This is a genomic window from Radiobacillus sp. PE A8.2 (assembly GCF_045635475.1).
In the GTDB taxonomy this organism is placed as follows: Bacteria; Bacillota; Bacilli; order Bacillales; family Amphibacillaceae; genus JBJGXI01.
This window is the reverse complement of sequence record NZ_JBJGXI010000029.1, coordinates 1-25,538: the sequence shown is the minus strand read 5'-3', so window position 1 is coordinate 25,538 and position 25,538 is coordinate 1. Positions and strand designations below refer to the sequence as shown.

Genomic DNA, 25,538 nt, shown 5'->3' with positions numbered 1-25,538 from the left:
TGAGTTTTTGTGTTTACTTTATTAGGTTGTCTTCTAAGAAGTTGTTCTTATTTCATAAAATAGCTAGAATGCGTCGTAACTTGGAGAGTGCTTAACCCGCTCCGGAAATCCACTTCGCTTTCCGCGGGGGCTAGTGAGCCTCCTCGTCGCTTCGCTCCTGCGGGGTCTCACTTAGGCCACTATTCCCGCAGGAGTCAAAGTGGATTTCCTCCGCTGTTAACGGGATCGCTCTTTGCGTCGGGTGATTGGAGCTCCGGGCAGTCGACTCCAGCGGGAATAGCGCGAGCTGAAGATCCACTCAGAAGCGCACTTTGGGACTGCGATTACTCGTCCCACCGAAAACATTTGCTTCTGAGTTAGCTGAAGCCGTGCCCGCGGAAAGCGACTGCCCGGAGCGGAAATCACGAGCATTACGTTACGACGCATTTCACTTCATCTATGACGTGTAAATAAAAGAGCCTTTTATAAAACACAAAAGGAGTAGATACAGATGATCCACTCCTTTAACATACTATTAAATAAACTTTGAATTAGGCTTCACTCCGAATGCCTGTGCAAGCTCTACAAGCTCATCATCCGTAATTGATTGTTTCACTCCGCTTTGGTGAGCACTAACGAGCATATAAACCTGTGCAGCTTTTTCGGCCGTTTCAATAAGCCCAAAAGCGTCATCAATCGATGCGCCAGCACCAAGGATACCGTGGTGTGGCCAGATTACAAGACGTGTGTCTCTCATTTTGTCCGCCGTTGCTTCGCCAATTAAATCAGTTCCTGGTACCATCCATGGTAGGATACCGACTCCTTCTGGAAAAACAACGATACATTCGGTACACATTTTCCACAATGTTTTTGAAAAGCTTTTCTCATTTAAATCGTGTGTAAATGTCATAGCAATAATATTGGTAGCATGGGTGTGCATAATAACACGATGATTCGGGTCTTCCGCTAATCGAGTGATATGGCTTCTAAAATGAGCAGATAGTTCACTCGTCGGTTTTCCATCTCCAGAAAGCCCCCATAACAAATCAACACTCTGTCCACTTTCTGATACTTTAATAATTCCTAAGCATTCTGCTGGACTCGCTTTTACATTTTTAAAATATTTACCTGATCCTGTTACAATAAAGTATTTACCGGCAAGCTCTTTAACAGGAAAATCAAGTGGAATTGTCCTTAATACATGGTCGTTGCGTAAATAACGTCTTATTTCCTCTTCATGAAGCAAATAACTAATATTTCCTCCATTTCTTTCATCCCAGTTAAATTTCCACATGTTATATGTTATTTCCATCATTTCCTTCACGAACGGAGCATCTAATAGAAAAAGATCAGTTTCGATTTCTTGGATCGTTTTCATAACAAATCTTCCTCTCACAGTTAATGTTTTATTTCATACTCTTATTTTAAATCAAAAACAAAAATAAAACAATACAAACAAACAATAATTATACTGTTTATTTTTGTTTGTGTACGATTCGTGACAGAATAGGTTGGTTTAAACAAAAAAAGAAGCCTCTTAGGCTTCTTTTTTTGTTTGTCTTTTTGATAATACAGCTTCCTCATAACTTTTCACTTCATCTAACCATGCTTCTTTTACCGGCACACCCATTTGATCGCAATAGTAATCCCAAATCGCACCAAATGGATATGTTTTAAATTCTTCCATTAATGCTAGACGATCGGTAAAATTACCGTCCTCTTGCAATTGCTTTAAGTGTTCATTTGGAGTAAGCAAAGCATAAAGTAATGATTTGATCATGTTGCGTGTTCCGATTGTCCAGGCTGCAACGCGGTTAATACTTGCATCAAAGAAATCCAGTCCAATCATCACTCTGTCCAAAGCATCATTACGAACGATCTCCAAGCCGATCTCACGTAATTCGTCATCGAGAATAACAACATGGTCACTGTCCCATCTCACAGGACGTGATACGTGTAACGCCAATTTATCACTATATAACAGCATTGCCGAAATTTTATTTGAGACAACTTCAGTTGGGTGATAATGCCCTGTATCAAGTAAGCATAGCTTATTGTTTTTCCAAGCATAACCCATATAAAATTCATGTGATCCAACTACGTAAGCTTCTGAACCAATTCCGAATAGCTTACTTTCAACAGCATCAACATTGTATTTTTCATCAATGTCTTCTTTAAAAATTTCATCCAAAGAATCCTTTAATCGCTTTCTTGGTGTCAGGCGGTCACTTGGAATGTCTTTGTAGCCATCGGGAATCCAAATATTTGTTAAGGCAGGAGTACCTAATTCTTTACCAAAATACGCTGCAATCTTTCTGCTAGCAATACAATGTCTTATCCAAAAGTCTCTAACTTCTTTGTCAGGATGAGCTAAAGTTAAGCCATCATCTGCTTTCGGATGAGAGAAAAGTGTTGGATTAAAATCAAGTCCTAACTGATTTTCTTTCGCCCAAGCTACCCAATTCTCAAAATGTTTTGGCTCTAGCTCATCTCTTTCAACTACTTCTCCATGTGTTTCACCATAGATTGCGTGTAAATTAACGCGGTGTTTGCCTGGGATAAGGGAAAGTGCTTTTTCTAAATCACTTCTTAACTCTTCAGGTGTTGTTGCTTTACCAGGATAGTTACCCGTAACATCGATTCCACCAGATAACTCCTGCTGATTCGTTTCAAAACCGCTTACGTCATCACCTTGCCAACAGTGGATAGAAATCGGTACTTGCTTTAACTTTTCCAGTGCTGCCTCAACGTCAACACCCCATTTTTCATAGTCTTTTTTAGCTTTTTCATAGTTTTCTTTAATAGACATTCAGATTCCTCCTAATATTGTTAGACTGTTATTGCTTTATACTTTTTCATTTCAAAAGATTCCTTAATAAGGTTTCTCGCTTCATTAATTCCTTCAACCCGTCCTAAGCTAATCAACTGAGAAACGATATTACCGATCGCCGTTGCTTCGATTGGACCAGCAAGCACCTCTTTATGCGTTGTATTTGCAATTAATTGGTTTAACATCTCGTTCTGGCACCCACCGCCAATTACATTTACTGTCGGGAATTCTTTTTCATAGATTTCTTCAATTTGACTAATTGCCTTTTGATAGCTAATTGCTAAACTGTCAAACACACATTTTGCCACTTCACCTGGTGTACGAGGTGCAGGTTGACGTGTTTCAAGACAATAGTTCTGAATTTCCTCAATCATGTTTTGAGGATTAAGGAAACGATCATCATCCACATTAACCGTGGATTGGAATTTTGTTGCGGCATTTGCCAATTCCACTAGCTCCGCAAAGCTGTATTGATCATCGTAAAGACGTTTCACTTCTTGGATCATCCACAGCCCCATAATGTTTTTTAAGAAACGAAAACGATAATCGATTCCACCTTCATTCGTAAAATTATAGTCCAATGCTTTCGTAACACATATCGGAAAACGATTCTCGACACCGATTAACGACCACGTGCCAGAGCTTATATAAATCGTATCATTTACTTCTGGAACAGCGATAACCGCGGAAGCCGTATCATGTGTAGCAGGTAACAATACGTCTATATCAAGGCCAATTTCTTCAACTAGTTCCTTACGTAAATTTCCGAGCTTTGTTTTTGGTGGTTTTATTTCCTGGAACATCTCTTTGTTTATCCCTAATTGATCTAATAAATCATCGTCCCACTTTTTCGTAAATGCATTTACCAACTGCGTTGATGTAGCATTTGTATATTCATTCGCTTTAACGCCGGTTAATAGAAAGTTTAAATAATCAGGAATCATAAGAAAAGACGTTGCTTTTTCTAATATGTCAGGATAGTTCTTTTTTAAATAATATAGTTGATAGATTGTATTAAACTTCTGAAACTGTATACCTGTTTCTAAATACAATCTTTCTTTGCTAATAATCCTAAATACTTCTTCCATCATACCGTCAGTTCTAGGATCTCGGTAAGCAACCGCATCCGTTAACAACTCGTCATTTTCATCGAGCAACACAAAATCAACTGCCCATGTGTCTATTCCGATACTCTGTGGGTCTAAATCATGTGCAACACATTGTTTCATCCCTTGTTTGATTTCAGAAAATAACCCCTCAATATCCCAGCAGAAGTGATCACCTTTTTTAATCATCTTATTATCAAAACGATAAATCTCATCTAGCTTCAACTGGTTATCCTTTACATACCCTGCAATCAGTCTACCGCTTGACGCGCCAATATCGACAGCTATGCTACATTTGTACATATTATCACCCTTTTAATGAAAGCGTTTAATACATTTATAATAAAGGATTTATAAACAATAATATATAACGCGATTCATTTTTTTATTGTCCTTATTTGCAATCTCTTTAATATGTGCGACCACAAAAAATGTACAGCAGATTATAACAATCACTGTACATTAATGAAATGTATTGTTGAACCGTTCCCGATATTGCTTCGGAGTTAAGTTGTATTTGCTTTTGAAAATTCGATAAAAGTAACTAATATTATCATAGCCTACCTGCTCAATAATAGAACTGATCGGCAGTTCTTTATTTTTAAGTAGCTCCTTCGCTTCACTTAATCGTTTATCTTGTAATAGATCCTTAAATGTTCTATTGGTAATTTTTTTTATATTTTTGCTTATACGATAGTGTGGTTGATTAAGCTGAACAGCTAACTCAGTTAAGGATGCATTCTGGTAATTCTCGTCAATATACTTTAATGCCTTCACAATCACTTGTTGCTCGAGTGACCCTTCATTTTGCTTGATCATTTTATCTGCATGCTTGATTAGCTCGACTAGTAACAGTCCCATATAAAACTTGATCGTTGACTGTGACAGAAGTGATGGCTCCATAATTTCAAGAATGATTTTATGGATAAGCTCTTGAATAGAATCAACTTCTGATACGGCAAAATATAAAAATTGCCCATTTTGTGTATGCTCAAACAAACTGTTGATTAAAAAGTCATTAATATTGTTTTCCACATTATCCGCAGACAGATAAGTAAAAATGTATTCAAAAAAACGTGGTCGAATAATAAAATTAATGATGATGTCTTCGCGCTCACATGCTTTTATTTCATGTTCGATAAATTGATTTAAAAGCAATAGCTCACCTTGTTGCAAAACAATCTGTTGATCGCCAACTGTTTGTTCTAATTTACCGCTGTACACATAATTGATTTCAATATAATCATGCTTATGCTTTGGAAAATCTACAAATCTCGTGTGTTTCCTAACCATAATCAATTGCTCCGGATCCAACAATTTCTCACTTTGAATAACAAAATCCGTTTTATTCGTATATAAGTCTTTTCTCACTTTATTACTTTGCTGTAAAATTGCTCTTTCTTCTTCCGTTTCTTGGATTAATTGTTGAAGGACATCTGATGACAAGCAGTTTCATCCTTTCGTTAACACTTGGCTCTTTTGTATAATTCAGAGACAAGCCTATTCGTTTATATACTAATAATAACGCTTCTTAGAACTTTTGTTAATTGGTGCAGTAGATAAAAAATATAGTCCCAGTGAAATGCACTAGGACTATATTCCTTAATAGTTTTAATTAATAGGTATTGCTCTATTTAAGCGCGTGAATTTCTTTTTCTATTCCAAATAACCATTCCCGCACCAGCAATTAATAATAGGAAACCAATTAACAAATAGTTATACAGATTCGAGAAAGTATCTGGAAGTTCGTCCTCCTCTTCATCTTCTGCTGGATCTTCAGAAGTTGTATCTGCTTCTACAAAGACACCGTAAGATGAGAAGTGTGGTACTTTCAATGTGATTATATGATTAGCTTCATCTACATCACCGCCACGATACTCCCACTTATCTTCCGCTTCATTGTAGTAGTAGATAGCAACTTTCTCAGCATCTACACCTTCATCATAGCTCAATGTTAATGTATATCCCTCGCTAGGTACAGTTGATCCATCTACAAGGTCAAACGTAAACGTTAGTAGATCTCCAGATGGAGTTAGGCCATCATGATTCGTTTGATTTACATCTTTTTCATTTACTATCAGCTTTGTTCCAGCTGGTAAATCGGAAGGCATTGTTACCTTAGCATTTGTCCCATCGATTGAATAGGTTTTACCTGCTTCGACTAATTTAGCTTCTTGTCCTATTCCTAATTTAAGGTCATGATCGTCTCCCGGAGCTTCATCTCCGTCTCCTGGCGTTTCATCTCCATCTCCTGGTGTCTCATCTCCATCTCCCGGCATTTCATCTCCATCTCCTGGTGTCTCATCTCCATCTCCCGGCGTTTCATCCCCATCTCCTGGTGTCTCATCTCCGTCTCCTGGTGTCTCATCTCCGTCTCCTGGGGTTTCGTCTCCATCCCCCGGCGTTTCATCTCCGTCTCCTGGCGTTTCGTCTCCGTCTCCTGGCGTTTCGTCATCATCTGGGTTTGTACCAATAATTATATCCATACCATCGAAAGTGAAAGTACCACCCTTAACAACAACTTTAGCAGTATGATCGGTATCCTCTAATCCTCTAATACTGTATGTTGTTTGTCTGTCTCCTTTAGAATAAACTCTATAGTCATCATCAATTAATTGATCATCAATATAGACGTCAAGTAGCGCATCTGGTGTTGCACCAAATAAATTGAAGCCTGTTCCTTTAAAATCAAAGATAATACTATTGTTACTTTGATTAGGAGTACTGTAAATATTAACACCACGGTAATCCATATAATCTTCTTGTACTGTATTGTCTCCCAACGAAACCTTTAACGTATGAGGTTTTTCCTCAAGATCTCTGACCGAATATCTGACGCTTCCATTTTCTGACCCAATGTTACCTACAACTTCACCATCAAGTTCAAATTGATATTTTGTTTCATTTCCAGCCCCAACAAGGTAATCTATACCTGTACCTGTAAAATTCACTAAGATATATGGGTTGTCATCAAAATGTGCCCAAGCATTATTGCTATTTGAACCCCAAGTATTACCATTTTCCCTATACCCATAAACTATATTCTCTTCAGTTCCTACACCGGAATCATCAGCAATTTTCACCATGTCACCAGGCGCTAATTCTGTAACTGCAGTAAGATCTATTTCATCTTCTGTTTCTATTTCTGCTCTTACAAAGCTAGTCCAACTCTCTTTTCATACTACTTTCAGCGTATGCTCTTTTTCTTCAAGATTATCGGCTGAAAATACCATTTTTACAACAGAACTATTATTTAAATAATTTGCTTCTCCAACTAGTTCACCATCTAAATAAACATCTGCTGTTCCATTACCTGAGTTCGCCTCTCCAAATAGTCTGATTTCATTTCCTTTAAACGTGATTTCAAAGGAATCCCCATCATTTCCCCATGCATTACCGCTGTTCGATCCCCAACTGCCGGAATAAAATACTTTGTTCAAAGTACCTTGTTCTGTTGTAGTGTCAGTATGCTCGACGGTTATTCCGTTCCAAACAGGATAATCTGAGCTCGTTGTCATTTGCGTACGGTTATAATGTCCATATCCTGCTTGGATGAAATCCCAATCTCCAACATATCCGATCGGATTCCAAATGTCAGCGTTATTTAGGGCTTCATCTTCTGTATCATAGACCTTTCCTTGTGCATTATCATATTTAACAGATTGATAGCTGTATCCTTCGATTGGCTCTATACTTAGGTTGTCAATGAGTGTTTCATAATAACCAGAGCCTAGTGCCACTCTTCCAGCCATTACAGCTGATGCATCATCAGTGTACGTATCGATCACTTCTCCATCAAGATAAAGTGTAAATACATTTTCTTTGGCTTCAAAGGCTAAATTGTGCCAAGCTGTGTTTTCAAAATCATTTACTGTTCCTTGAGCTACAACACTGTCAAATTTCAGAATTTCATAGCTTCCATCCACATAAACACGTGCATTGTAAGGTGCAGCAGAATCAGATGATCCAGCTTTCACTTGACGTACTCCAATTAAAGCGTAATTACTTCTGCCAGATACTTCCGATGTATGGGTATCTAATAAAAAGTCATAAGAGACTTTATAATTGACCCAACGGAAATCACCAAGAATAGTGTTTGGATTAACATTAGTTGCAGATCCATCACTTCCGCCCCATACTGACCATTCTGCTCCAATGATATCTGGAGTCATTTTTTGTTGTAACATATTCCCATGTGCTGCTTGATCGGGAATGTTAAGCTTAGTGCGTTCTGAACTCCCATTTTCTACTTGTTTCGTTGCTTCAGTAACTACTTCAAAAGCACCGATCTGATCTGTTGTATAACGTGGAGTACCACCACGACGAGCAACATAGTCTCTACCATTGTCATCTACTGAGTATTCATCGTATTCAAAATCATCTGTATAAGGTAATGACATAATCGTATCTTCTGATAAGTCTATTGGATCAGACTCATACTCAAATCCTTCCACCTCAGATTGTTTGTCTAATGTGGAAATAGTTACGATTGAATAAGGTTCTACTTGAACTTCATACTCTCCATTTTCCGGTGTAATCACGTTGACATTCTTAAACCAATTTGCGTCATAAGCCTGTCCTTCGTCTGCTCCTCGTGTTTCCCAGACATAAACCTTTGCATTTTCTTTTCCATCTAAATTTTCTGTGTTAATCGTATATTTACGTGTATCGTTAGTATTATTTGTGAAAACTGTTGTATAGTCACTTGTTTCAGGATCTTTTAGAGTCATATAATTATGTGTACTCGTGTCAGCCTGAACACCACCATCTCCTTCAGAACCATCACTAAATGTCGCACCTTTTACGTACAACCATCGTTCATTTTCAGGTGTAGTGTGGTCATCATATCCTACAAAGTTCATCACATGACGAACACCTTGTATACCAGCATCTTTCTCATAAAAGCCAGACCATGGATCAAAAGCGCTAATTAAGTGTTTCGGATTATATTGTGCACCTTGATAAAAGGCTGCTACAGATGGTTGGAAATCAAATGATACTGCATGCAGAGGATTTTGGGTCTCTCCGGTCCAAGAATAGACAGAGATAATTCTAGAAATTACATCAACAACCCCAACTGTTCCCCCAAGACCATTATAATAAGGTTGCATATTTTCACGGTACCTGGCATTGATCATTGGTGCAACACCCTCTGATACCCAAACTTCTTTTGTTTGTTTTCCTTCATCCTTCAACTTGTTTTGTAATTGTGTAAGCTCTGGTGAACCATTTAAATCATAATGAGCACTAATTACATCAATTTCATCAATTAAATCAGGGTTATCTAGTAAAACGCGACTGATAGATTGTGTATCGCGATAGCCATCGGCTGCTACAAGTTTTATATGTTCGTAGTCAGTCGCATAATTTGGCTCATTTTTAATTTCTGTTGTGAAATATTTAAGCCAATCAACTTCTACTTTATGATTACCATTTATTGCTCTTTCATTTTGAGAGATTCCAACATAATCTAATTTAAAACCATATTCATCATAAACTGCGTCAATGGTTTGTTTATACCATTGGTAACGGTTCTCATAATCACCGTTTGCAACCCCATTCCATGAAAAGCGTGGCTCACCCCAACGAAGTATTTCAGTAGTAATATCAGGATTGATAGATTTGGCATCCGCAGCAAACTCGAACCCTGCACCTCTAAGCACATTAGCAGCTTCATCTGCATAACGCATTGTTGCAGGTTCTGTTCCTGAAGATGAGTTAACATCTCCTCCTAATTCTACTTTTACATGAGTTAGACCTGCCCCTGTATTCTTATTAAATAACTGATTCATAATTTCCCAATATTTTTCCGGGTGCTCTTCTTTGTAATCCACCAATAACCGAGATGTGTTATTAGCAGATACCGCTCCAAAACCTTTAAATCTGTTAAATTCATCGACATCATTACCATCAATGGTAATAGATTTTGTGATATCTTCTGCATTAGATTCATATGTTGCTAGAAATACAAATGTACCCATTACCGTTATAAAGATAGCTATAAACCCAATCGTTTTTGTGAAATTGTTAATTCCTTTTATCATATCTATTAATCATTCCTCTCCATGCACAACCAAATTTGACATTGTTAATGTAGATTCTTGGAAGAATTTTATTTAGCAGATTTTAGTTTAGGAATAAATATTTACTCCCAATAGTGCGTGTTCAAAAAGTTCCGTTTTTTAGCACCGAGAAGATTGGATGAAGCTAGAAAAAGAGGACCGGAGCGTAGACAGAACCTACGTGTGGACACGATTTTTCGGTTGAATCCAATATTCGACGTCGATAGGCTACTTGAGTAATCGTTGTGATTAATTGGGACTTTTTGAACAACCTCTAATAATTAACACGAAGTAAACTCAGATTATTCTTATCATTTATCGTTATCAATCCTCCTTTCCATTCAAGAGTTTAATAAAGTAATTCGGGAACATTCTATAGATCGAACCCCCTTTTTGCAATATTATTTAATATTATCTGAAATAACTGATAATGTATGTTAGCGTTTTCATTATTTCATACGAACTATCTTTCTTTATGCAATTTTTTTGACATCATTATGTTATTCTTTTACTTCTTTTATAAAGTGAGTTTTTCTCATGTAATACATAGAACTAAAAAACCTGATTGCATTACTACAAGGCTAATTAATACTAAATATACATCATCAAGCACGACTAAACTGTGCACAAATTTTTTTCTAACATGAATAAAGGAAGTGAGAATTTTTCAAATAGTTCCCACTTCCTTTATTTTTTACTAGAGGATCCCTAAATATTAGATACAATTCCGATTTTTAACCCTAATTAAAATCCCCTTCTCCTTAACCACGTTTCACAAAGTGCTGTCCACCGCTTTACTTCTAGACTATCTTCCGCAAGGCCTAATCCGTGTACGCCACTCTCAAAGATGTGTAGTGCATGCGGAACCCTATTTTCACTTAATGCAATAGCCAACTGTAAGCTATTTTCGACTGGTACCCCAGCGTCATCTGCTGTATGCCAGATAAAGGTTGGAGGGGTAGTTGGAGTTACCTGTTTTTCAATGGAAAGTTGTTCAATTAATGATGATTCAGGCTGTTGTCCTAACAAATTGTGCTTACTTCCTTCATGCGTATAGTGACCCATTGTAACGACCGGATAACACAGCACAGTTAAATCAGGTTTACAGCTATGCTGATCAACGTGATCATCCATGTTTTCTACAGGAGAATGAACAGATGCGGTTGCAGCCAAATGTCCTCCTGCAGAAAATCCTAATATCCCTACACGCTCAGGATCGATATTCCACTCATCAGCATAATTTCTAACCATACGGATCGCCCGTTGTGCATCCTTTAACGAAGCAGGATATTGGTAAGGAGCAACTCGGTAATTTAAGACAACTGCTGAAATCCCAATCTCATTCAACCACTTTGCCACTGGCTCACCTTCATGATCGGCACGTCTCGTATATCCGCCACCTGGGCAGACAATGATTACTGGAAATGGATCGTTTCCTTCTAACAAATATGGTTTTATCGTTGGATTATCTTCATCAACTGATTTTAATTGTTTATTTTGATCATATAGTGAAATTAACATCTGGTTACCTCCATTAGCACTAAATAACATCATTGGTATTAAACATAAAACTTGTATCTATCTGTATCAATGCCTACAATATTTTCAATTTCTTAGCGTTGTATAAGCATCGAAATTTCCACATCAAACTAAGATTTCAAATACAAATTCAAAGAATGAAGCCCCAACTCCCTTAATCCTTCTACAACTAATTCAGCAATGAGATTCGCACCATACTCTTGAAAATGCGTATTATCTTGAATACCCTTGGAGAAATTTAAAAACTCTCCTGGTACTCCCCACATAAAAATCGCTTTTGAATCTTTTGGGCCAAGCTTTTCAAAAAGTGCTTTGCTTTTTGCCGCGAGATCAACGAATATTACATTTTCTTCGCTTGCAAGTTCCTTCATAGCTAAAATATAATCACCGTGGGTATCAATAATCTCCCCATTCTCGTCAAAATTTCTGCGGTGGACTGGTGTAATAAGTATCGGGATAGCTTGCCTTTCTTTTGCTCCGTCTATATATTTTTTTAAGTTCTCTTTATAAGATGAGAAAGGCTCCGTGAAACGTGCTTTGTCAGGCTTTTGATCATTGTGTCCAAATTGAATGAACAATAGATCCCCCTTCTTCATTTGATCTAAGATTGCATCGAGCCGACCTTCATCTATAAAACTTTTGGTACTTCTTCCGGAAACAGCATGATTACTAACAACTGCATCCGCCTTAATATATTGCGGAAGACTTTGTCCCCAACCTGATAATGGATATCCCTCTATTGATTGATCGGTAACAGTAGAATCGCCTGCTAGAAAAATAGTAACAGCATCCATCGCCGGAACAACCTCCAGTGCATTGATTCGGGGAGCGCCACCTGTAAAGGTCAATCTAATCTGCCCATCATTTACATTAACTGTAAAACTCTCTTTCACAAACTGAAATGCAGGAGTTTTGACTCCTTGTATCAATACTTTGTTATCATTGTATTTTATTGTTGTATGTGTTTCTGTTAATGCATCACCCAGCAACACTGTGATGGTATATACTCCATTAGGCACATCTACTAAAAATGTATTATCCAATGGAATACAAAAATCCCTTAATAACGGTTTCGGAACGCCTCTGTCTAACATATACATGCGTTCTGAGTTCTTAAAACCAAAACCAGATTTGGCGTTATATATACTTTTATCTGTTACTTTTTTAGAGCCTGGGAACACCTCTGCACTCCCAAAATCAAACAGGTACTTATCAGTCACCACTTTCCCTCCTCGTGAAAAGCAAACTAGCACTTTCTAAATTTTTCCTGCAGCATCCTTGCTAATTCATCGTCTGATAATGGATTACGGTGTGTATTTTCTAAATAAATATATTTCTCCGTCTCTGGCATAATATATTCCTTGTACCACAAGAAAAATTCCGGGTTATCTCCTTGCATGCGAATAAACCGCCGTAAAGTGTCCAAGTTGTACATTGTATTTTTAACATTCGTTAGCCAATCTGCTCGATAAAAGTGTTCCCATCTTCCATGCTCTGACCCTTTCATTGCGTCTAGACCCTTTTGATAATCCCAGATACTTTGAGACGCCTTAACAAAAGCTTGTGGAAATTTATCTTGTTGGAATTCAAAATACGCTTCGCACAAATTCTTCATTCCTTTACAACCGCTTAGATGTAATTCTGCGTGAAACCGTAATTGATCTTGAAGACGAGATGCCTGTGCATCAGATAATTTGGTTGCTACTTGATCATATTTTTCCATCCATCCTTCCCAGCCTCGAATTGCTGATGAACATTGATTCCAAAAATAAACAATTTGCTTACTGAATGGTACGTCACCAGTTGCCCATATCATTTTTTTGGCAGTGGCATTGCCTTTCCCTTGAAGCCAATGTCCGATGATGCGTCTGGCTGGGTGATGATAAAATTCATCTCCGGCTTTATCATCTTCATGAGGTCCGTATGTTATTGCATGGTCAAAATAATTTAAGTATAAAGAAATAATATCTTCAGAACTTGTACCATATAATCGCTTCACAAATTCCTCTAGTACCGTCCTATGGTCAACAGTGCCCGTTTGCCAAAATACGCGAAGCATGTCTAAAAAATATAAGTGTGGTCGAATATTCCCGGAGTTAATTAATAGATAATCCATCGCATCAACATCTGCAATCTTTTGTAATTCCTTTTGGATGAGTTGCGGATGTACAGAGAGCATCGTCAAATGATTAGAAGCTTGCAAGTCATGAAAAGTAACATGATAGTAAATCCCATTTTTCCCGTCATCTGCTGCATCTGGTAATGAAGAAATTCGGTAATTTTCCAGTCCTTGTCTTCTTGAGACCATTTTTCCATAGCCATTATCAGCCCATATCTTTATAACATCCTCTGGCACAATAATATGGCCTGCTTTAAATAATTCAGCTATTTCCCCATATAAAGCGGTACAAAAAACCGCGTTATTTACTTCCGAACGGATCATGTCGTACTGTTTCTTTATCACGTGACTAATCATTTCACCGCGTTTTTCGGGGGTGTCAAATTGAGGATCATGCGCCCAAAATGGTTCATCTCCTTGTCCTCTGAAGGATAAGACCCACAAAACTTTTTGATCTTTCTGCTTTTGAATGGCATCCATCCATAGCTTTTCAAACAGTTCAGGATGTTTTAAATAACTAGCTTGTCGACCAGGATAAGCACGAAGAAACATCTCAGCCCCAAGTGGCTCGGCATGATGATGTGTTACCCACAATCCCATCTCATGAGCAAGCGGAATATGGATACCATCTTTAGGCAAATCTGTTCCAGGAATCACCATGTTCCCGCCACACCTTAACAATGCTTCAAATACAGGGTACCAAACTTCTTTAGGTGGCGGGTATTGCTCCGTCCAGCCCAGCAGGCAAACTTCGTCATTTACAAACCAACCGCGAAACTTGCTTTTTGGTTGATTGGAATTAAAATCCTTAGCCTCCAACCAGACTGACTCCTGCTTCTCTACAGGCACATCAGCCCAAAACCAAAATGGATCAACGCCTAAATATTGCTCACTCAAATGCAGTAATCCATACACCAACCCTAACTCATCGTTGGCAACAATATGTAACTTGGTTCCCTCACTGCCTTTTTTATAACGATATGCAAATGCCTCATCCCACGTTGGGCACTGATCACTAACTGTTGTCCACCTTAGAACAATATCTGCTTCTGCTGTACCGGACAAAATTGCTCTATTGTCCAATACTTTTTCAGCATCCCTCGCAAACATCTTCCAAGCATGTTTTACGGATGATGGTAGGGGTTCTGGCAAACTAACTGCTACTTCACCTTTAAGTTTCATCATTGTATGTTTACTCATGAATCAGACCACCTTGTCTTTTAAAAGTACTACTTTGACTTACTGATTAAGAGACTACCATTTTGCGCCACCAGGATATGGACAGCTTTTATAAGCCAGTTTCGCTCTAAATTGAACAAAGCATCCACAGTGCCCACACGTTGTATCGTACATCAATGATGGACACTGTTTACAATGCTCAAGACGCTCTTTAAAAAGATCATCTGTAACGAGATCATCTTCTAACAATAATTGCTCCTCTACCAGCTTTTCGATTTCTTGTGTTGAAACAATTACTGAAGTGGAACAGCCTTTACAGCTCATGAGCACTCTCCTTTACTCTACAGTTAAAAGCACTACAGACATTGGTGGAAGTGTGACAGTTAATCTATTATTTTCGACTTTAACATCTTCAAAATTCACCGGTTTTACTGTATCCGGATGATCAAACGTATTGTGATCACCTTTATTTTCACTAGTCAAAATCGTTCCTTTAATGCTAGGTGAACCATTTGTTAATCCGCGTAATTCAACAGACACATTTGTTGCAGAATCGTGTTTCATATTACACAAAGTCACATTCGTTTGATCTTTGTCATTTTTAGATGCTGACACATTAACATTTTTTAGGTTACTTATATCATCTTTTTGAAACGTTGTTTCTATGGAGAGTAAAGCAGCATCTTGGTGCACTTTATACATATCGAATACGTGGTATGTTGGTGTTACAAGCATTTTTTCGCCTTCAGTAAGTACCATCGCTTGTAGTACATTTACGGTTTGAGCAATATTTGCCATTTGTACCCGATCACTATGGTTATTAAAGATATTTAATGATACACCTGCAACTAGTGCATCACGAATTGTGTTTTGTTGATATAAAAATCCAGGGTTTGTGCCTGGCTCTACGTCAAACCATGTTCCCCATTCATCAACAATTAAGCCGACACGTTTGTCTGGATCATATTTGTCCATTATCGTACTATGCTTTTGAATTAGTTCTTCGGTGCGTAAGGTTTTCTGCATAGTTTTTGTCCACTCATCTTCTGAAAAATTTGTAGCGGATCCTTTTTCTGACCAATTTTCACCAGGTATTGTGTAATAGTGGACGCTTAATCCATCCATCATTCGTCCCGCTTCACGCATTAATACTTCCGTCCAGTTATAGTCAAAGGAGTTTGCCCCACCGGCAATCTTATAAAGCTTGTTATCTCCATAGTTACGCGCGTACGTCTGGTAACGGCGATATAAATCTGCATAGTATTCCGCTCGCATACTACCGCCACACCCCCAGTTCTCATTACCGACACCAAAATATTTTAGTTGCCACGGTTTTTCTCTTCCGTTCTCTTGTCTCCAATTTGCCATTGGAGACTCTCCATCGAATGTCATGTACTCTACCCATTCTGACATTTCTTGAACAGTTCCACTTCCAACATTACCGCAAATATAAGGATCTGCTCCCAGCATGTCGCACAACATCATAAATTCATGGGTACCAAAGTGGTTGTTCTCAACAACGCCTCCCCAGTGTGTGTTAATCATACGTTTACGATCTTCACGAGGACCAATACCATCTTTCCAGTGGTATTCATCAGCAAAGCATCCACCTGGCCAACGCAAGACTGGAATGTTTATTTGCCTAAGCGCTTCGAGCACATCATTTCGAATGCCGTTCGTATTAGGAATCGATGAATCTTCTCCAACCCAAAGTCCTTCGTAAATACACCGACCTAAGTGCTCTGCGAAATGACCATAAATGTTTTTATTAATCGTTCCTTTTTTGATGTCCGTGTTGATGACGATTTTGTTTTCCATTTAAGTTCCTCCTTTTAATTCATCTAAAGTTCCTAAAATTTATTAACGCTAAATCACAAAATTTTTAATAGATTACAGTAAGACATCTACTAGCGCTGGTTGGTCTATTGGAATCTTCCTCTTAAGTTCTACCTCTTCCAATACAGCATAAGAAAAGGGCGTGAGATAGTTTTCTCCTATTTCAATCTGCTTTTCTGTTAGAAGATCAACATACTTTTTATCAGCCTGCCAGCTAGTATTTTCATTAGTAAAGTTGACCATCCATAACTGAACTCGTCCATCCTTAGTCCTTCTAGGAATCACGACAATACCACGGCCAATATTCAATTTATAAGATAAATCTGCATCTGTGGTCGCATCTTTTATTAATGCGCGTAGCATCTTATTTCCTTCCTCACCAGCTGGCATAGAGCCTAACAAAATGATTCTTCCTTTTCCTAGTTGTTTTTCAGTAATAAATGCGTGATCTTTCGCTTGTCCTTCGGTAACAAGCCCTTTGACAGTCGTTCCCTGATTTGGAGAAAACACGTTTGTTAACAGGCCGAGTTCTGCTTGATGACCATAAGCTGCTCCAATGTGACCACTGTCGGTTGCAGGAAATTGCATAATCTGGCTAACACCAGCTAATTCTCCTATTTCCCCAAGACCGCCAGTAGTGTGCCAAGTGTGCTCTGCTGTGCGATCGCCTGCCATAGGACCGACGACCCAGACACCACCCTTCTCAACGAATTCCTTTGCATTTAGAAGGTATTCATCCGAAATATAACGGAGAAATGGACTGAACAATACATTACAACCATCAAGTTCATGACCTTCAGGAATCAACTTTCGTTCAACACCTACGTCCAATAAATGTTGATAAAAGTTATTGACGAGTGTCTTGTAGTCATTACCCTCTCCAGGTTCCGTCACATAAAAAGAACGTGCACGGTCGGAATAAGTAATAGCTACTTTCGGTTCAATCGGCTCCGACCTTTGCAATATTGGATTAATTTGTTTTAGAAGATTACCAGTCTCGACCACACTCGAATAACCTATCGTCGGTTCCCCCCACGAGCTAACCACTGATCCATGTGGCTGCTCACACCCAGTCCGTTGACCACGAAATAACCAATAGCTAAATGCACTAGCACCGTTAGCATAGGTAGCAAACGCCTCAGCTGGTACATATCCTGTATGATGTATTTTCGGGTAGTCCGCTAAATGTCCTGTATAGGAAGTGCTCGTTTCCAGAAGCATATAGCGGCACGTACTGTTCTTTATGTAGCGCCAGCGATCATTGTTCATCATAAAGCCCGCATAATTGCTCGCAGGCGTATACGTATCAAAGCTAATAAAATCCAAGTGATTTGCTAAAATCTCATTGTCTACATCAAAAAACATCCCTGTATTGTGAGTGACCGGAATATCTGTGTACTTTCTCAAGATATCGGCTTGCTCACCAGCAAAACAAGCAATCTTCTCCATTGAAAATGTCTGATAAGTGGTTACTAACGAGCTATTGTGCAAAAATGGCGTTTGTACTGGTTGCGGAACTTGATCAAAATTTAAATAGGTTTGACTCCAAATCGTTGTGCCCCATGCTTTATTTAACTGATCAATCGTTTGATACTTTTCCTCAAGCCATCTGTGCCACAATTGTTTACACCCTGCACAATAACACGGCCCAACATGACACTTAAATTCATTATCCAATTGTATCGCAATAACATTTGAATAATCCTTTACTGCCAAAGCAATTTGCTCGGCAATCTTAGCCGCTCGCTCCCGGAAAAATGGATTGTTCGTACAAATGTGTTGCCGCGATCCATGGCTTTGTGGTATAAGGTCAGCACTATGATGTAACCGTTCCGAATGGTTATGCGTCATCCAAATTGGCGGTGTTGGTGTAGGCGTACATACAATAACATCGATACTATGTCGCTGGAAAAGTTCAATCGCATTTGTTAGCATCGACATATCAAAATTGTCCATTTCAGGTTCCAACGTCGACCAAGCAAACTCACCAATTCGAGCTAGGTTCATCCCCAAATCTTTCATATGCTTTACGTCAGTCTCCACTGTCTCGCTATCCCACAGTTCAGGGTATAGCGCTGCTCCGTAATAATTTTTAGTCAAATGAATACCTCCTATCTATAGAGACGCTGCAATAAAGATTTAAATATACGTGCGTAGATACTCTGTTAGACAAAGAATGGTTAATGACTGTCCATATGGCATCGTTGTTGTTTTAATATCTTTATAGAATTGCAGTGTGTCTCCCATTCCAGTCCCAACGGAAACTTTCTCGACTGCTCCTTGTTCATTAATCTCTTTTACTAGTCCATGAATTGCTTTATGAGCTACCTCTTCATAATCCTTACTAATGTATCGCTTGTGAACAGATTTCAGCATGCCATACGCAAACCCAGCTGTTGCAGATGCTTCTAAATATGAACTAGAATCATCAATTAATGTATGCCACAAACCACTTTCATGCTGGTATTTTGCTAGTGATTCTACTTGTCTATTAAGCGTTTCGATTAAGAATTCTCTAAAGAAATCTCCTTCTTGCAAATCCAACATCTCAATAATTTCTGGAATTGCGATTGTGATCCAACAATTCCCTCGAGCCCATAAAGCTTCTGCATAATTATGGTTTTCTTCAAATGTCCAACCGTGGAACCATAATCCCGTCTTTTTATCACACAAGTATTTCACATGAATTAAAAACTGCCTTTTGGCTTCCTCGATATAATCTGGTTTATTTAACAGTTGGCCGATTTTTGCTAATGGTAAAACCGTCATCATTAACGTGTCATCCCATAGCTGGTTTTTATTTTCCGGACCATATGTCATATGCTGTAGGCCATTTTCTTTCGTACGCGGCATATCATGCATGACCCACTCTGCCCATTTTTCTAAGTACGGGACATATGTTTGATCTTTGGTATCTTCATACATATAAGCTAAAGTAAGAAAAGGTGCCATCGTGTTTACGTTTTTTGGCGGCACTCCTTCTTCAAACCTTGCTTCAAACCAATCATTGACCTTTTTTAACGCTTTTTCATTTCCTGTCATTTTCCAAAGCTTATAAATTCCATATAATCCAACACCTTGAGGCCAATTCCAGACATGCCAACTTTTATCATCTACCACTAAGCCATCAAAATTCAATAAAAATTCACCTGAATTATCCTTGATCTGTGATAAATTATCCATCAGAGAATCAATATAATTTAATACTGTTTGTTTTTCTAAGGAACTAACATTATTCTTTATCATTCTTTTTACCTCCAAAATCTCCTTGGGATTTGTCTAATTCTTAAAAATCAGTAATTACACATGATTAGCATAACTAGTTTTTATCTCTTGTAGCACATCATCTCCTGGGCGGTCCCAGATGGATTGGTTAATAATCTCCACTTCGATTGGTCCGGTATAGCCCGCTGCTTCTACCGCTTGCCTGATGCTTCGAATTTCAATGACGCCATCACCCATCATCCCTCGTCCTTTAAACATATCAGGAACAGGAACAATCCAATCCGATACGTGGAAACCTACGATTCTACCCTGAGCACGTTGAATTTGCTGATATAATTCTGGGTCCCACCATACATGAAATACGTCAATAACGACGCCTACCTCGGATGGATCATATTTCTCCGCCATCTTATTTGCTTGCCCTAATGTCGTGATAACGGATCGATCGGCAGCGTACATCGGGTGTAACGGTTCAATTCCTAGCTTTACTCCATGAGATTTGGCAAATGGTACGAGCTTTTCTATTCCTTCTTCCACCCATTTTCTTGCAGTCGTAATATCCCGGTCTGGTGCAGGTCCACATACGAGCACTAATGTATCTGTGCCAAGTTCTGCCGCTTCCTCCACCGCCCGTTTGTTATCATCTAAACGCTCTTGTCTTTCTTTTACAGTTGCAGCAGGAAACATACCGCCACGGCAAACGCTTGATACTTTAAGACCTGAATCTCTTATGATTCGTTTACTTTCGGCAAGACCTATTTCTTGAATCTTGTGTCGCCATAGAGATATCCAAGGAATTTCTGCTCGCACGCAACCGACAACCGCTTCTCGTAAATTCCATTGTTCCGTCGTTATTTGATTTAAACTGAGTCTTTCCAACGCTGGTTGCTCTTCCATGCGTTTCCCTCCTATCTGATACCTGCTTGCATTAGAACAAGCTTCATTCTTTCTGTTGCAAGATCCGGATCTCTTAGAAGCCCCGCTTCATCAGCCATCACAAACAACTCTGCTAAATGTGTAATCGATCTGGCACTTTCCGAACCACCAATCATCCGAAAATGGTCTTGATGTCCATTCAAATAAGCCATAAACACGACACCAGTCTTATAAGAGAACGTTGGTTTTTGGAAAATGTGTCGAGATAATGGCACTGTTTTTTCCAATAGCGCGTCATATGTAGTCAAATCACCTTCATCCATAGCATGTAAGGCAGCCGCTGCCGCCGGAGCAATCGCATCAAATATACCTAATAAGGCATGACTGTATCCTTGTTCATCCCCTTTAATAAGTAATGGATAATTAAAATCATCTCCGGTATACATTTTCACGCTATCAGGTAATTCACGACGCATCTTGATTTCTTTCGTTTCATCAAGCAATGAAATTTTAATACCGTCGACATTCGCTTCATGCTCGCGAATAATGGCAAGACAAACTTCCATTGCATCGTCAATATCCTCATGTCCCCAATAACCATTTAGTGCTGGATCAAACATGTCACCGAGCCAATGTAAGATAACTGGTTGTGAAACATTGCCTAATATTTTTCGATACACACGCTCGTAGTCTTCCGGTCCTTTGGCACATGCCGCTAACGCTCGGCTTGCCATAACAATCATCTTACCGCCTTCTCCTTCAACAAAAGCACATTGCTCTTCATAAGCAGCTTCGACGTCTTCCAAAGTAACGGTGGGTCCGGGGGCTAGTTGATCGGTGCCTACACCGCTGGCAATGTTACCGTCTACTGATTTTGCTTCTTTTATTGAACGGCTAATAAGTTCTTTGGCTCGGTCCCAATTTAAGCCCATGCCACGTTGAGATGTATCCATTGCCTCGGCAACAGATAGTCCAAGTGACCATAAATAATGACGGTATTGCATTGTTGCGTCCCAATCAATTTGCCCATTTGACAAAGGGTCTGTATTGGCAAGCGGGTCACAAACAACGTGCACTGCTGAATAGGCTATTCTTTTTTTAAACGGTTTCCCCGATGGTAGTTTAAACTGTGCGGCTATTTGTCGAGGCTGATACGTGTAAAGTGTACGATTTTCACCAGGTAGTGTAAGCTTATTCACCATGATTTCTGTCCTCCTTTACCTTTTTAATTCCGGAATATCCAGCCAACGGCGCTCTTCCCATGACTGAAGTCCAAGTTCTGATAACTGTGTGCCTTTTGCCCCTTCTAATAAGTCCCAAGGAAACGGATCGTCTTGGTACACATGTTTCAAAAATAACTCCCACTGTACTTTAAAGCCATTATCAAACAGTTGATTTCCTGGTACATCTTCCCACTGTGCTTCAAAATCAAATGGATTCTCGATATCAGGATTCCACGTGGGCTTTGGTGTATTAACCCGGTGCTGCGCTTTACAATCACGCAATCCAGCTACTGCACTTCCCTCTGTGCCATCGACTTGGATCGTTAATAAATCATCGCGATTTACCCGAACTGCCCATGACGAGTTAGCTTGAACGATGATATCATTCTTCAACTGAAACGTTGCATATGCGGCATCATCTGCAGTACACGTATACTTCTCTCCGTTCTCACCGATTCTTTCCGGAATGTGTGTAGCACCTAAGCAAGAAACTGAGCGAACTTCACCGAATAAGTTATCAATTACATAACGCCAATGCGCAAACATATCAACGATAATACCACCGCCGTCTTCTTTACGGTAATTCCATGATGGACGCTGTGCCTCTTGCCAATCACCCTCAAATACCCAGTAACCAAACTCCATTCTTACTGATAAAATTCTTCCAAAATATCCAGAGTCAATCAATCGTTTTAGTTTAAGCAGTCCAGGTAAAAACAACTTATCTTGTACAACCCCATTTTTCACACCAGCTTTTTTTGCTAGTTTTGCTAATTCCAACGACTCTGCTAAGCTAGTCGCCGTTGGTTTTTCACAATAAATATGTTTTCCTGCCTTAATTGCTTTTTTAATAGATTCGGCACGCCTAACCGTTGTTTGCGAATCAAAATAGATCACATTTTGATCATCTGCCAACGCTTCATCCAAATCTGTGCTCCAGCGATCAATATCATGCTTTACTGCTAGCGCTTTCAATTTGTTTTCATTACGCCCTACTAAAATAGGATCTGGCATAATTGTATCACCACTCGGAAGTGCGACACCTCCTTGTTTTCTAATCGCGACGATCGAACGAATTAAATGTTGATTCGTACCCATACGACCTGTAACACCGTTCATAATAATTCCTAATTTATGTTGTGCCATTTGTTTTCCCCTTTCTAGTCCTTTCTTATAGTTTAAAGCCATAATAAAAATCCGTCTTATTAATCTAAGAACGGATTTCTTAAAATCGGAAATGATTTTTTATACAGGTCATTTTCTTAAGGTTGTAATTGCGCAAAACAGCTAAACTCCGTCGTAACGTAGTGCTCGTGATTTCCGCTCCAGGCAGTCGCTTTCCGCGGGCACGGCTTCAGCTAACTCAGAAGCAAAGAGCGCTTCTGAGTGGATCTTCAGCCCGCGCTTTTCCCGCAGGAGTCGACTGCCTGGAGCTCCAATCACCCGACGTAAGGTGCAATCCAGTTAACAGCGGAGGAAATGCCCTTCGACTCCTGCGGGACTAGCGGCGTAAGTGAGACCCCGCAGCGCGAAGGTAGGCCACTGAAAAAGTCCGATAAATTTTGAAAAGAGTGAATACCAAAAAAATCCATCCCCACTTTCCGCCTAAAAATCAGAAGTAAATCGAACTGGTTTCTCCACTTTTCTATAGAAAAGTAGCAAGATTTTGGGATAGTGTTTTTGAAAAAACTTCATTTTTAACAGACAAAGACTTTTTCAGTGGTCTCGCGCGAAGGCGCGAGGAGGCTCACTAGCCCCCCGCGGAAAGCGAAGGGCATTTCCGGAGCGGGTCAAGCACTCGCCAAACTACGACGGAGTTCTTTTCAACTATGTAGTTTATAAAGCAAAACACTATACGGTAAGACTCTCAAATAATCCCCCAATGAAACATGCATTAAAATTAATTCGAGTTATTGCTCACTTTTATAAGCTTTACGATATTTATTCGGTGCAACATCGGTGGAATTTTTGAACGTACGGTAAAAAGTTGATAGCGATTCAAATCCAACTTCAAAGCAAATCGACACGATATCTTTATTTGTTTCAATCAGCATTTTTTTCGCCAGACCGATACGCACTTCCGTTAAATATTGAATTGGGGTGACTTGGTACCTCTCTTTATAGATATTGTTCATATGGCGCGTACTCAAACCTAACTTAGCAGATAATGACTCCGCACTAATCAATTCATAATAATGGGTATCAATATATTTTCGTAACCGTTCCGCACGTAACAGATTTGCATCAAATGCTTCCGAATGATTCTGCGACCTAGCTAATTTGAGCAATAACTCTGATAAGAAAATTTTCATTGCTACAAAATTAATCGAATCACCATGTGTTTGCTCATATAGCATTTTCCTTAGTAGTTGTCTAACATGGCTGCTGTCAAAAGGGTTTAGTTGTATAAATCTCGTACCGGCAAAAAATTGGTGTAATAAATCTTTTTGTACCGAAGTTTCTAAAATCGATTCATCAAATGCCAACACTAATACTGTTAATTTTGTATCAGAAACAATCGAGTGCGTCGTATATGGAGTAATAACGGCCACATGGTCCTGAAAAAAAGGATAATCGGTTCCATTTAACTTAATCTTCCCTTCTCCCTCAAGCGCATATAACAGTTGGTGAACAGTATGGTGGTGCTCTTGAACGACTCCCCCATCGACATGTTTGCTTTCATATAAGTTGATGCCATGATTATCTAAATCTAGTATTCTTCTACTCATTTCTATTCCTTCCTTTTTAACCGGAAATATATATAAAATGGTCTAGTTATTCACTTTATTTTTTCATGAACTATGGTATATTGCATATATTACCATAGTAACGGTATATACGAGGAGGAGTTAGCCTTGCAAAAAGTTTCCATCGTATTAATTGGTATTAGTGGATACGGTAACACCTATGTAAAGGAATTGCTTAATCCCAAAAATGAAATCGGTTACTTAGTCGGACTAGTCGATATCAATCCAGAGCGCTCGCGTTACTATAAAGAAATCCTGCAATGTGAAATTCCTATATTTAAAAGTTTAGATGCTTTTTACAAGGAAACATCAGCAGACTTAGCTATTATCTGCACACCGATTCACCTTCATGCTGATCAAGCTTGTTTATGTTTGAATCATGGTAGTAACGTCTTCTGCGAAAAACCGATGACAGCTAATCCGATCGATATAGACAAAATGATGCGCACACGCGATCAAACAGGAAAGTTTTTAGCAATTGGATTCAATTGGTCATTTACAGATTCGATTCAAGCATTAAAAAAAGATATATTAAACGGGATATTTGGAAAGCCTTTACGTATGAAAAGCATCACATTGTGGCCGCGAAATCAAGATTATTTTAACCGTTCAGCATGGGCAGGTAAAAAATACAGTGCCTCGGGTGAAATGATCTTAGATAGTGTCGCGAATAATGCAACGGCTCACTATTTACATAATTTGTTTTATTTACTTGGGAAAACGATAGATACGAGTGCGAAAATTACTGATGTAACTGCAGAGTTATATAAAACGAATGCAATAGAAACATTTGATACGTGTGCACTACATATCAAAA

18 protein-coding genes are annotated in these 25,538 nt (G+C 38.9%); 1 reads left to right on the top strand and 17 read right to left on the bottom strand.

Annotated elements, in window-relative coordinates:
- Nucleotides 1-514 precede the first annotated feature (514 nt).
- The 17 genes from rhaD to ACI6MV_RS15290 all read right to left on the bottom strand — a co-directional run bounded on the left by rhaD (nt 515) and on the right by ACI6MV_RS15290 (nt 24,703).
- The gene (rhaD, locus tag ACI6MV_RS15370) at nt 515-1,357 is read right to left on the bottom strand and encodes a rhamnulose-1-phosphate aldolase (RefSeq protein WP_407271203.1); all 843 of its coding nucleotides are present in this window, start codon (nt 1,355-1,357) and stop codon (nt 515-517) included.
- Between the two features lie 159 nt (nt 1,358-1,516).
- Entirely contained in the window at nt 1,517-2,788 is a 1,272-nt protein-coding gene (gene rhaA, locus ACI6MV_RS15365; RefSeq protein ID WP_407271202.1) for an L-rhamnose isomerase, read from the bottom strand.
- Between the two features lie 20 nt (nt 2,789-2,808).
- Entirely contained in the window at nt 2,809-4,218 is a 1,410-nt protein-coding gene (gene rhaB / locus ACI6MV_RS15360; RefSeq protein WP_407271201.1) for a rhamnulokinase, read from the bottom strand.
- A 159-nt stretch (nt 4,219-4,377) separates the two neighbouring features.
- The gene (locus ACI6MV_RS15355) at nt 4,378-5,361 is read right to left on the bottom strand and encodes an AraC family transcriptional regulator (protein ID WP_407271200.1); all 984 of its coding nucleotides are present in this window, start codon (nt 5,359-5,361) and stop codon (nt 4,378-4,380) included.
- 188 nt (nt 5,362-5,549) lie between these two features.
- Complete coding sequence (locus tag ACI6MV_RS24945; protein WP_483880219.1) at nt 5,550-7,001, bottom strand: LPXTG cell wall anchor domain-containing protein; 1,452 nt, start codon at nt 6,999-7,001, stop codon at nt 5,550-5,552.
- A gap of 90 nt (nt 7,002-7,091) precedes the next feature.
- Nucleotides 7,092-9,959, bottom strand: a complete 2,868-nt coding sequence (locus ACI6MV_RS15345; RefSeq protein WP_407271199.1) for a glycoside hydrolase family 30 protein — start codon at nt 9,957-9,959, stop codon at nt 7,092-7,094.
- Between the two features lie 762 nt (nt 9,960-10,721).
- Entirely contained in the window at nt 10,722-11,498 is a 777-nt protein-coding gene (locus ACI6MV_RS15340; protein ID WP_407271198.1) for an alpha/beta hydrolase, read from the bottom strand.
- A 128-nt stretch (nt 11,499-11,626) separates the two neighbouring features.
- Nucleotides 11,627-12,736 (bottom strand): rhamnogalacturonan acetylesterase, encoded by a 1,110-nt coding sequence (locus ACI6MV_RS15335; protein WP_407271197.1) that lies wholly within the window; start codon nt 12,734-12,736, stop codon nt 11,627-11,629.
- A gap of 26 nt (nt 12,737-12,762) precedes the next feature.
- Nucleotides 12,763-14,835, bottom strand: coding sequence for a glycosyl hydrolase 115 family protein (locus ACI6MV_RS15330; RefSeq protein WP_407271196.1), 2,073 nt, complete (start codon nt 14,833-14,835; stop codon nt 12,763-12,765).
- Nucleotides 14,836-14,889: 54 nt separating this feature from the next.
- Nucleotides 14,890-15,138, bottom strand: a complete 249-nt coding sequence (locus ACI6MV_RS15325; protein WP_407271195.1) for a DUF6171 family protein — start codon at nt 15,136-15,138, stop codon at nt 14,890-14,892.
- Nucleotides 15,139-15,150: 12 nt separating this feature from the next.
- Nucleotides 15,151-16,632 (bottom strand): alpha-N-arabinofuranosidase, encoded by a 1,482-nt coding sequence (locus tag ACI6MV_RS15320; protein WP_407271194.1) that lies wholly within the window; start codon nt 16,630-16,632, stop codon nt 15,151-15,153.
- A 72-nt stretch (nt 16,633-16,704) separates the two neighbouring features.
- On the bottom strand, nt 16,705-18,750 hold the full coding sequence (locus ACI6MV_RS15315) for a beta-galactosidase (protein ID WP_407271193.1): 2,046 nt from the start codon (nt 18,748-18,750) through the stop codon (nt 16,705-16,707).
- A 39-nt stretch (nt 18,751-18,789) separates the two neighbouring features.
- Nucleotides 18,790-19,896, bottom strand: coding sequence for a beta-galactosidase BglB (gene bglB / locus ACI6MV_RS15310; protein WP_407271192.1), 1,107 nt, complete (start codon nt 19,894-19,896; stop codon nt 18,790-18,792).
- 54 nt (nt 19,897-19,950) lie between these two features.
- Entirely contained in the window at nt 19,951-20,772 is an 822-nt protein-coding gene (locus ACI6MV_RS15305; RefSeq protein ID WP_407271191.1) for a sugar phosphate isomerase/epimerase family protein, read from the bottom strand.
- 11 nt (nt 20,773-20,783) lie between these two features.
- Nucleotides 20,784-21,953 carry a dihydrodipicolinate synthase family protein gene (locus ACI6MV_RS15300; RefSeq protein WP_407271190.1) on the bottom strand — a complete coding sequence of 390 codons (1,170 nt, stop codon included), beginning with the start codon at nt 21,951-21,953 and terminating at the stop codon, nt 20,784-20,786.
- Between the two features lie 15 nt (nt 21,954-21,968).
- Complete coding sequence (locus ACI6MV_RS15295) at nt 21,969-23,120, bottom strand: Gfo/Idh/MocA family protein (protein WP_407271189.1); 1,152 nt, start codon at nt 23,118-23,120, stop codon at nt 21,969-21,971.
- 764 nt (nt 23,121-23,884) lie between these two features.
- Nucleotides 23,885-24,703, bottom strand: coding sequence for a helix-turn-helix domain-containing protein (locus ACI6MV_RS15290; RefSeq protein ID WP_407271188.1), 819 nt, complete (start codon nt 24,701-24,703; stop codon nt 23,885-23,887).
- Nucleotides 24,704-24,829: 126 nt separating this feature from the next.
- On the opposite strand from ACI6MV_RS15290, the gene ACI6MV_RS15285 reads away from it, so the two are divergent.
- A partial coding sequence (locus ACI6MV_RS15285; RefSeq protein WP_407271187.1) for a Gfo/Idh/MocA family protein occupies nt 24,830-25,538 on the top strand: 709 nt, incomplete at its 3' end.

Bases quoted from the DNA above. Each gene is read 5' to 3' on its own strand.
- ACI6MV_RS24945 (WP_483880219.1), bottom strand. From the start codon at position 7,001: ATGGTGAAAATTGCTGATGATTCCGGTGTAGGAACTGAAGAGAATATA.
- ACI6MV_RS15330 (WP_407271196.1), bottom strand. From the start codon at position 14,835: ATGAGTAAACATACAATGATGAAACTTAAAGGTGAAGTAGCAGTTAGT.
- ACI6MV_RS15290 (WP_407271188.1), bottom strand. From the start codon at position 24,703: ATGAGTAGAAGAATACTAGATTTAGATAATCATGGCATCAACTTATAT.
- rhaA (WP_407271202.1), bottom strand. From the start codon at position 2,788: ATGTCTATTAAAGAAAACTATGAAAAAGCTAAAAAAGACTATGAAAAA.
- ACI6MV_RS15305 (WP_407271191.1), bottom strand. From the start codon at position 20,772: ATGGAAGAGCAACCAGCGTTGGAAAGACTCAGTTTAAATCAAATAACG.
- rhaD (WP_407271203.1), bottom strand. From the start codon at position 1,357: ATGAAAACGATCCAAGAAATCGAAACTGATCTTTTTCTATTAGATGCT.
- ACI6MV_RS15340 (WP_407271198.1), bottom strand. From the start codon at position 11,498: ATGTTAATTTCACTATATGATCAAAATAAACAATTAAAATCAGTTGAT.
- ACI6MV_RS15300 (WP_407271190.1), bottom strand. From the start codon at position 21,953: ATGGTGAATAAGCTTACACTACCTGGTGAAAATCGTACACTTTACACG.
- bglB (WP_407271192.1), bottom strand. From the start codon at position 19,896: ATGATAAAGAATAATGTTAGTTCCTTAGAAAAACAAACAGTATTAAAT.
- ACI6MV_RS15320 (WP_407271194.1), bottom strand. From the start codon at position 16,632: ATGGAAAACAAAATCGTCATCAACACGGACATCAAAAAAGGAACGATT.
- ACI6MV_RS15295 (WP_407271189.1), bottom strand. From the start codon at position 23,120: ATGGCACAACATAAATTAGGAATTATTATGAACGGTGTTACAGGTCGT.
- ACI6MV_RS15325 (WP_407271195.1), bottom strand. From the start codon at position 15,138: ATGAGCTGTAAAGGCTGTTCCACTTCAGTAATTGTTTCAACACAAGAA.
- ACI6MV_RS15345 (WP_407271199.1), bottom strand. From the start codon at position 9,959: ATGATAAAAGGAATTAACAATTTCACAAAAACGATTGGGTTTATAGCT.
- rhaB (WP_407271201.1), bottom strand. From the start codon at position 4,218: ATGTACAAATGTAGCATAGCTGTCGATATTGGCGCGTCAAGCGGTAGA.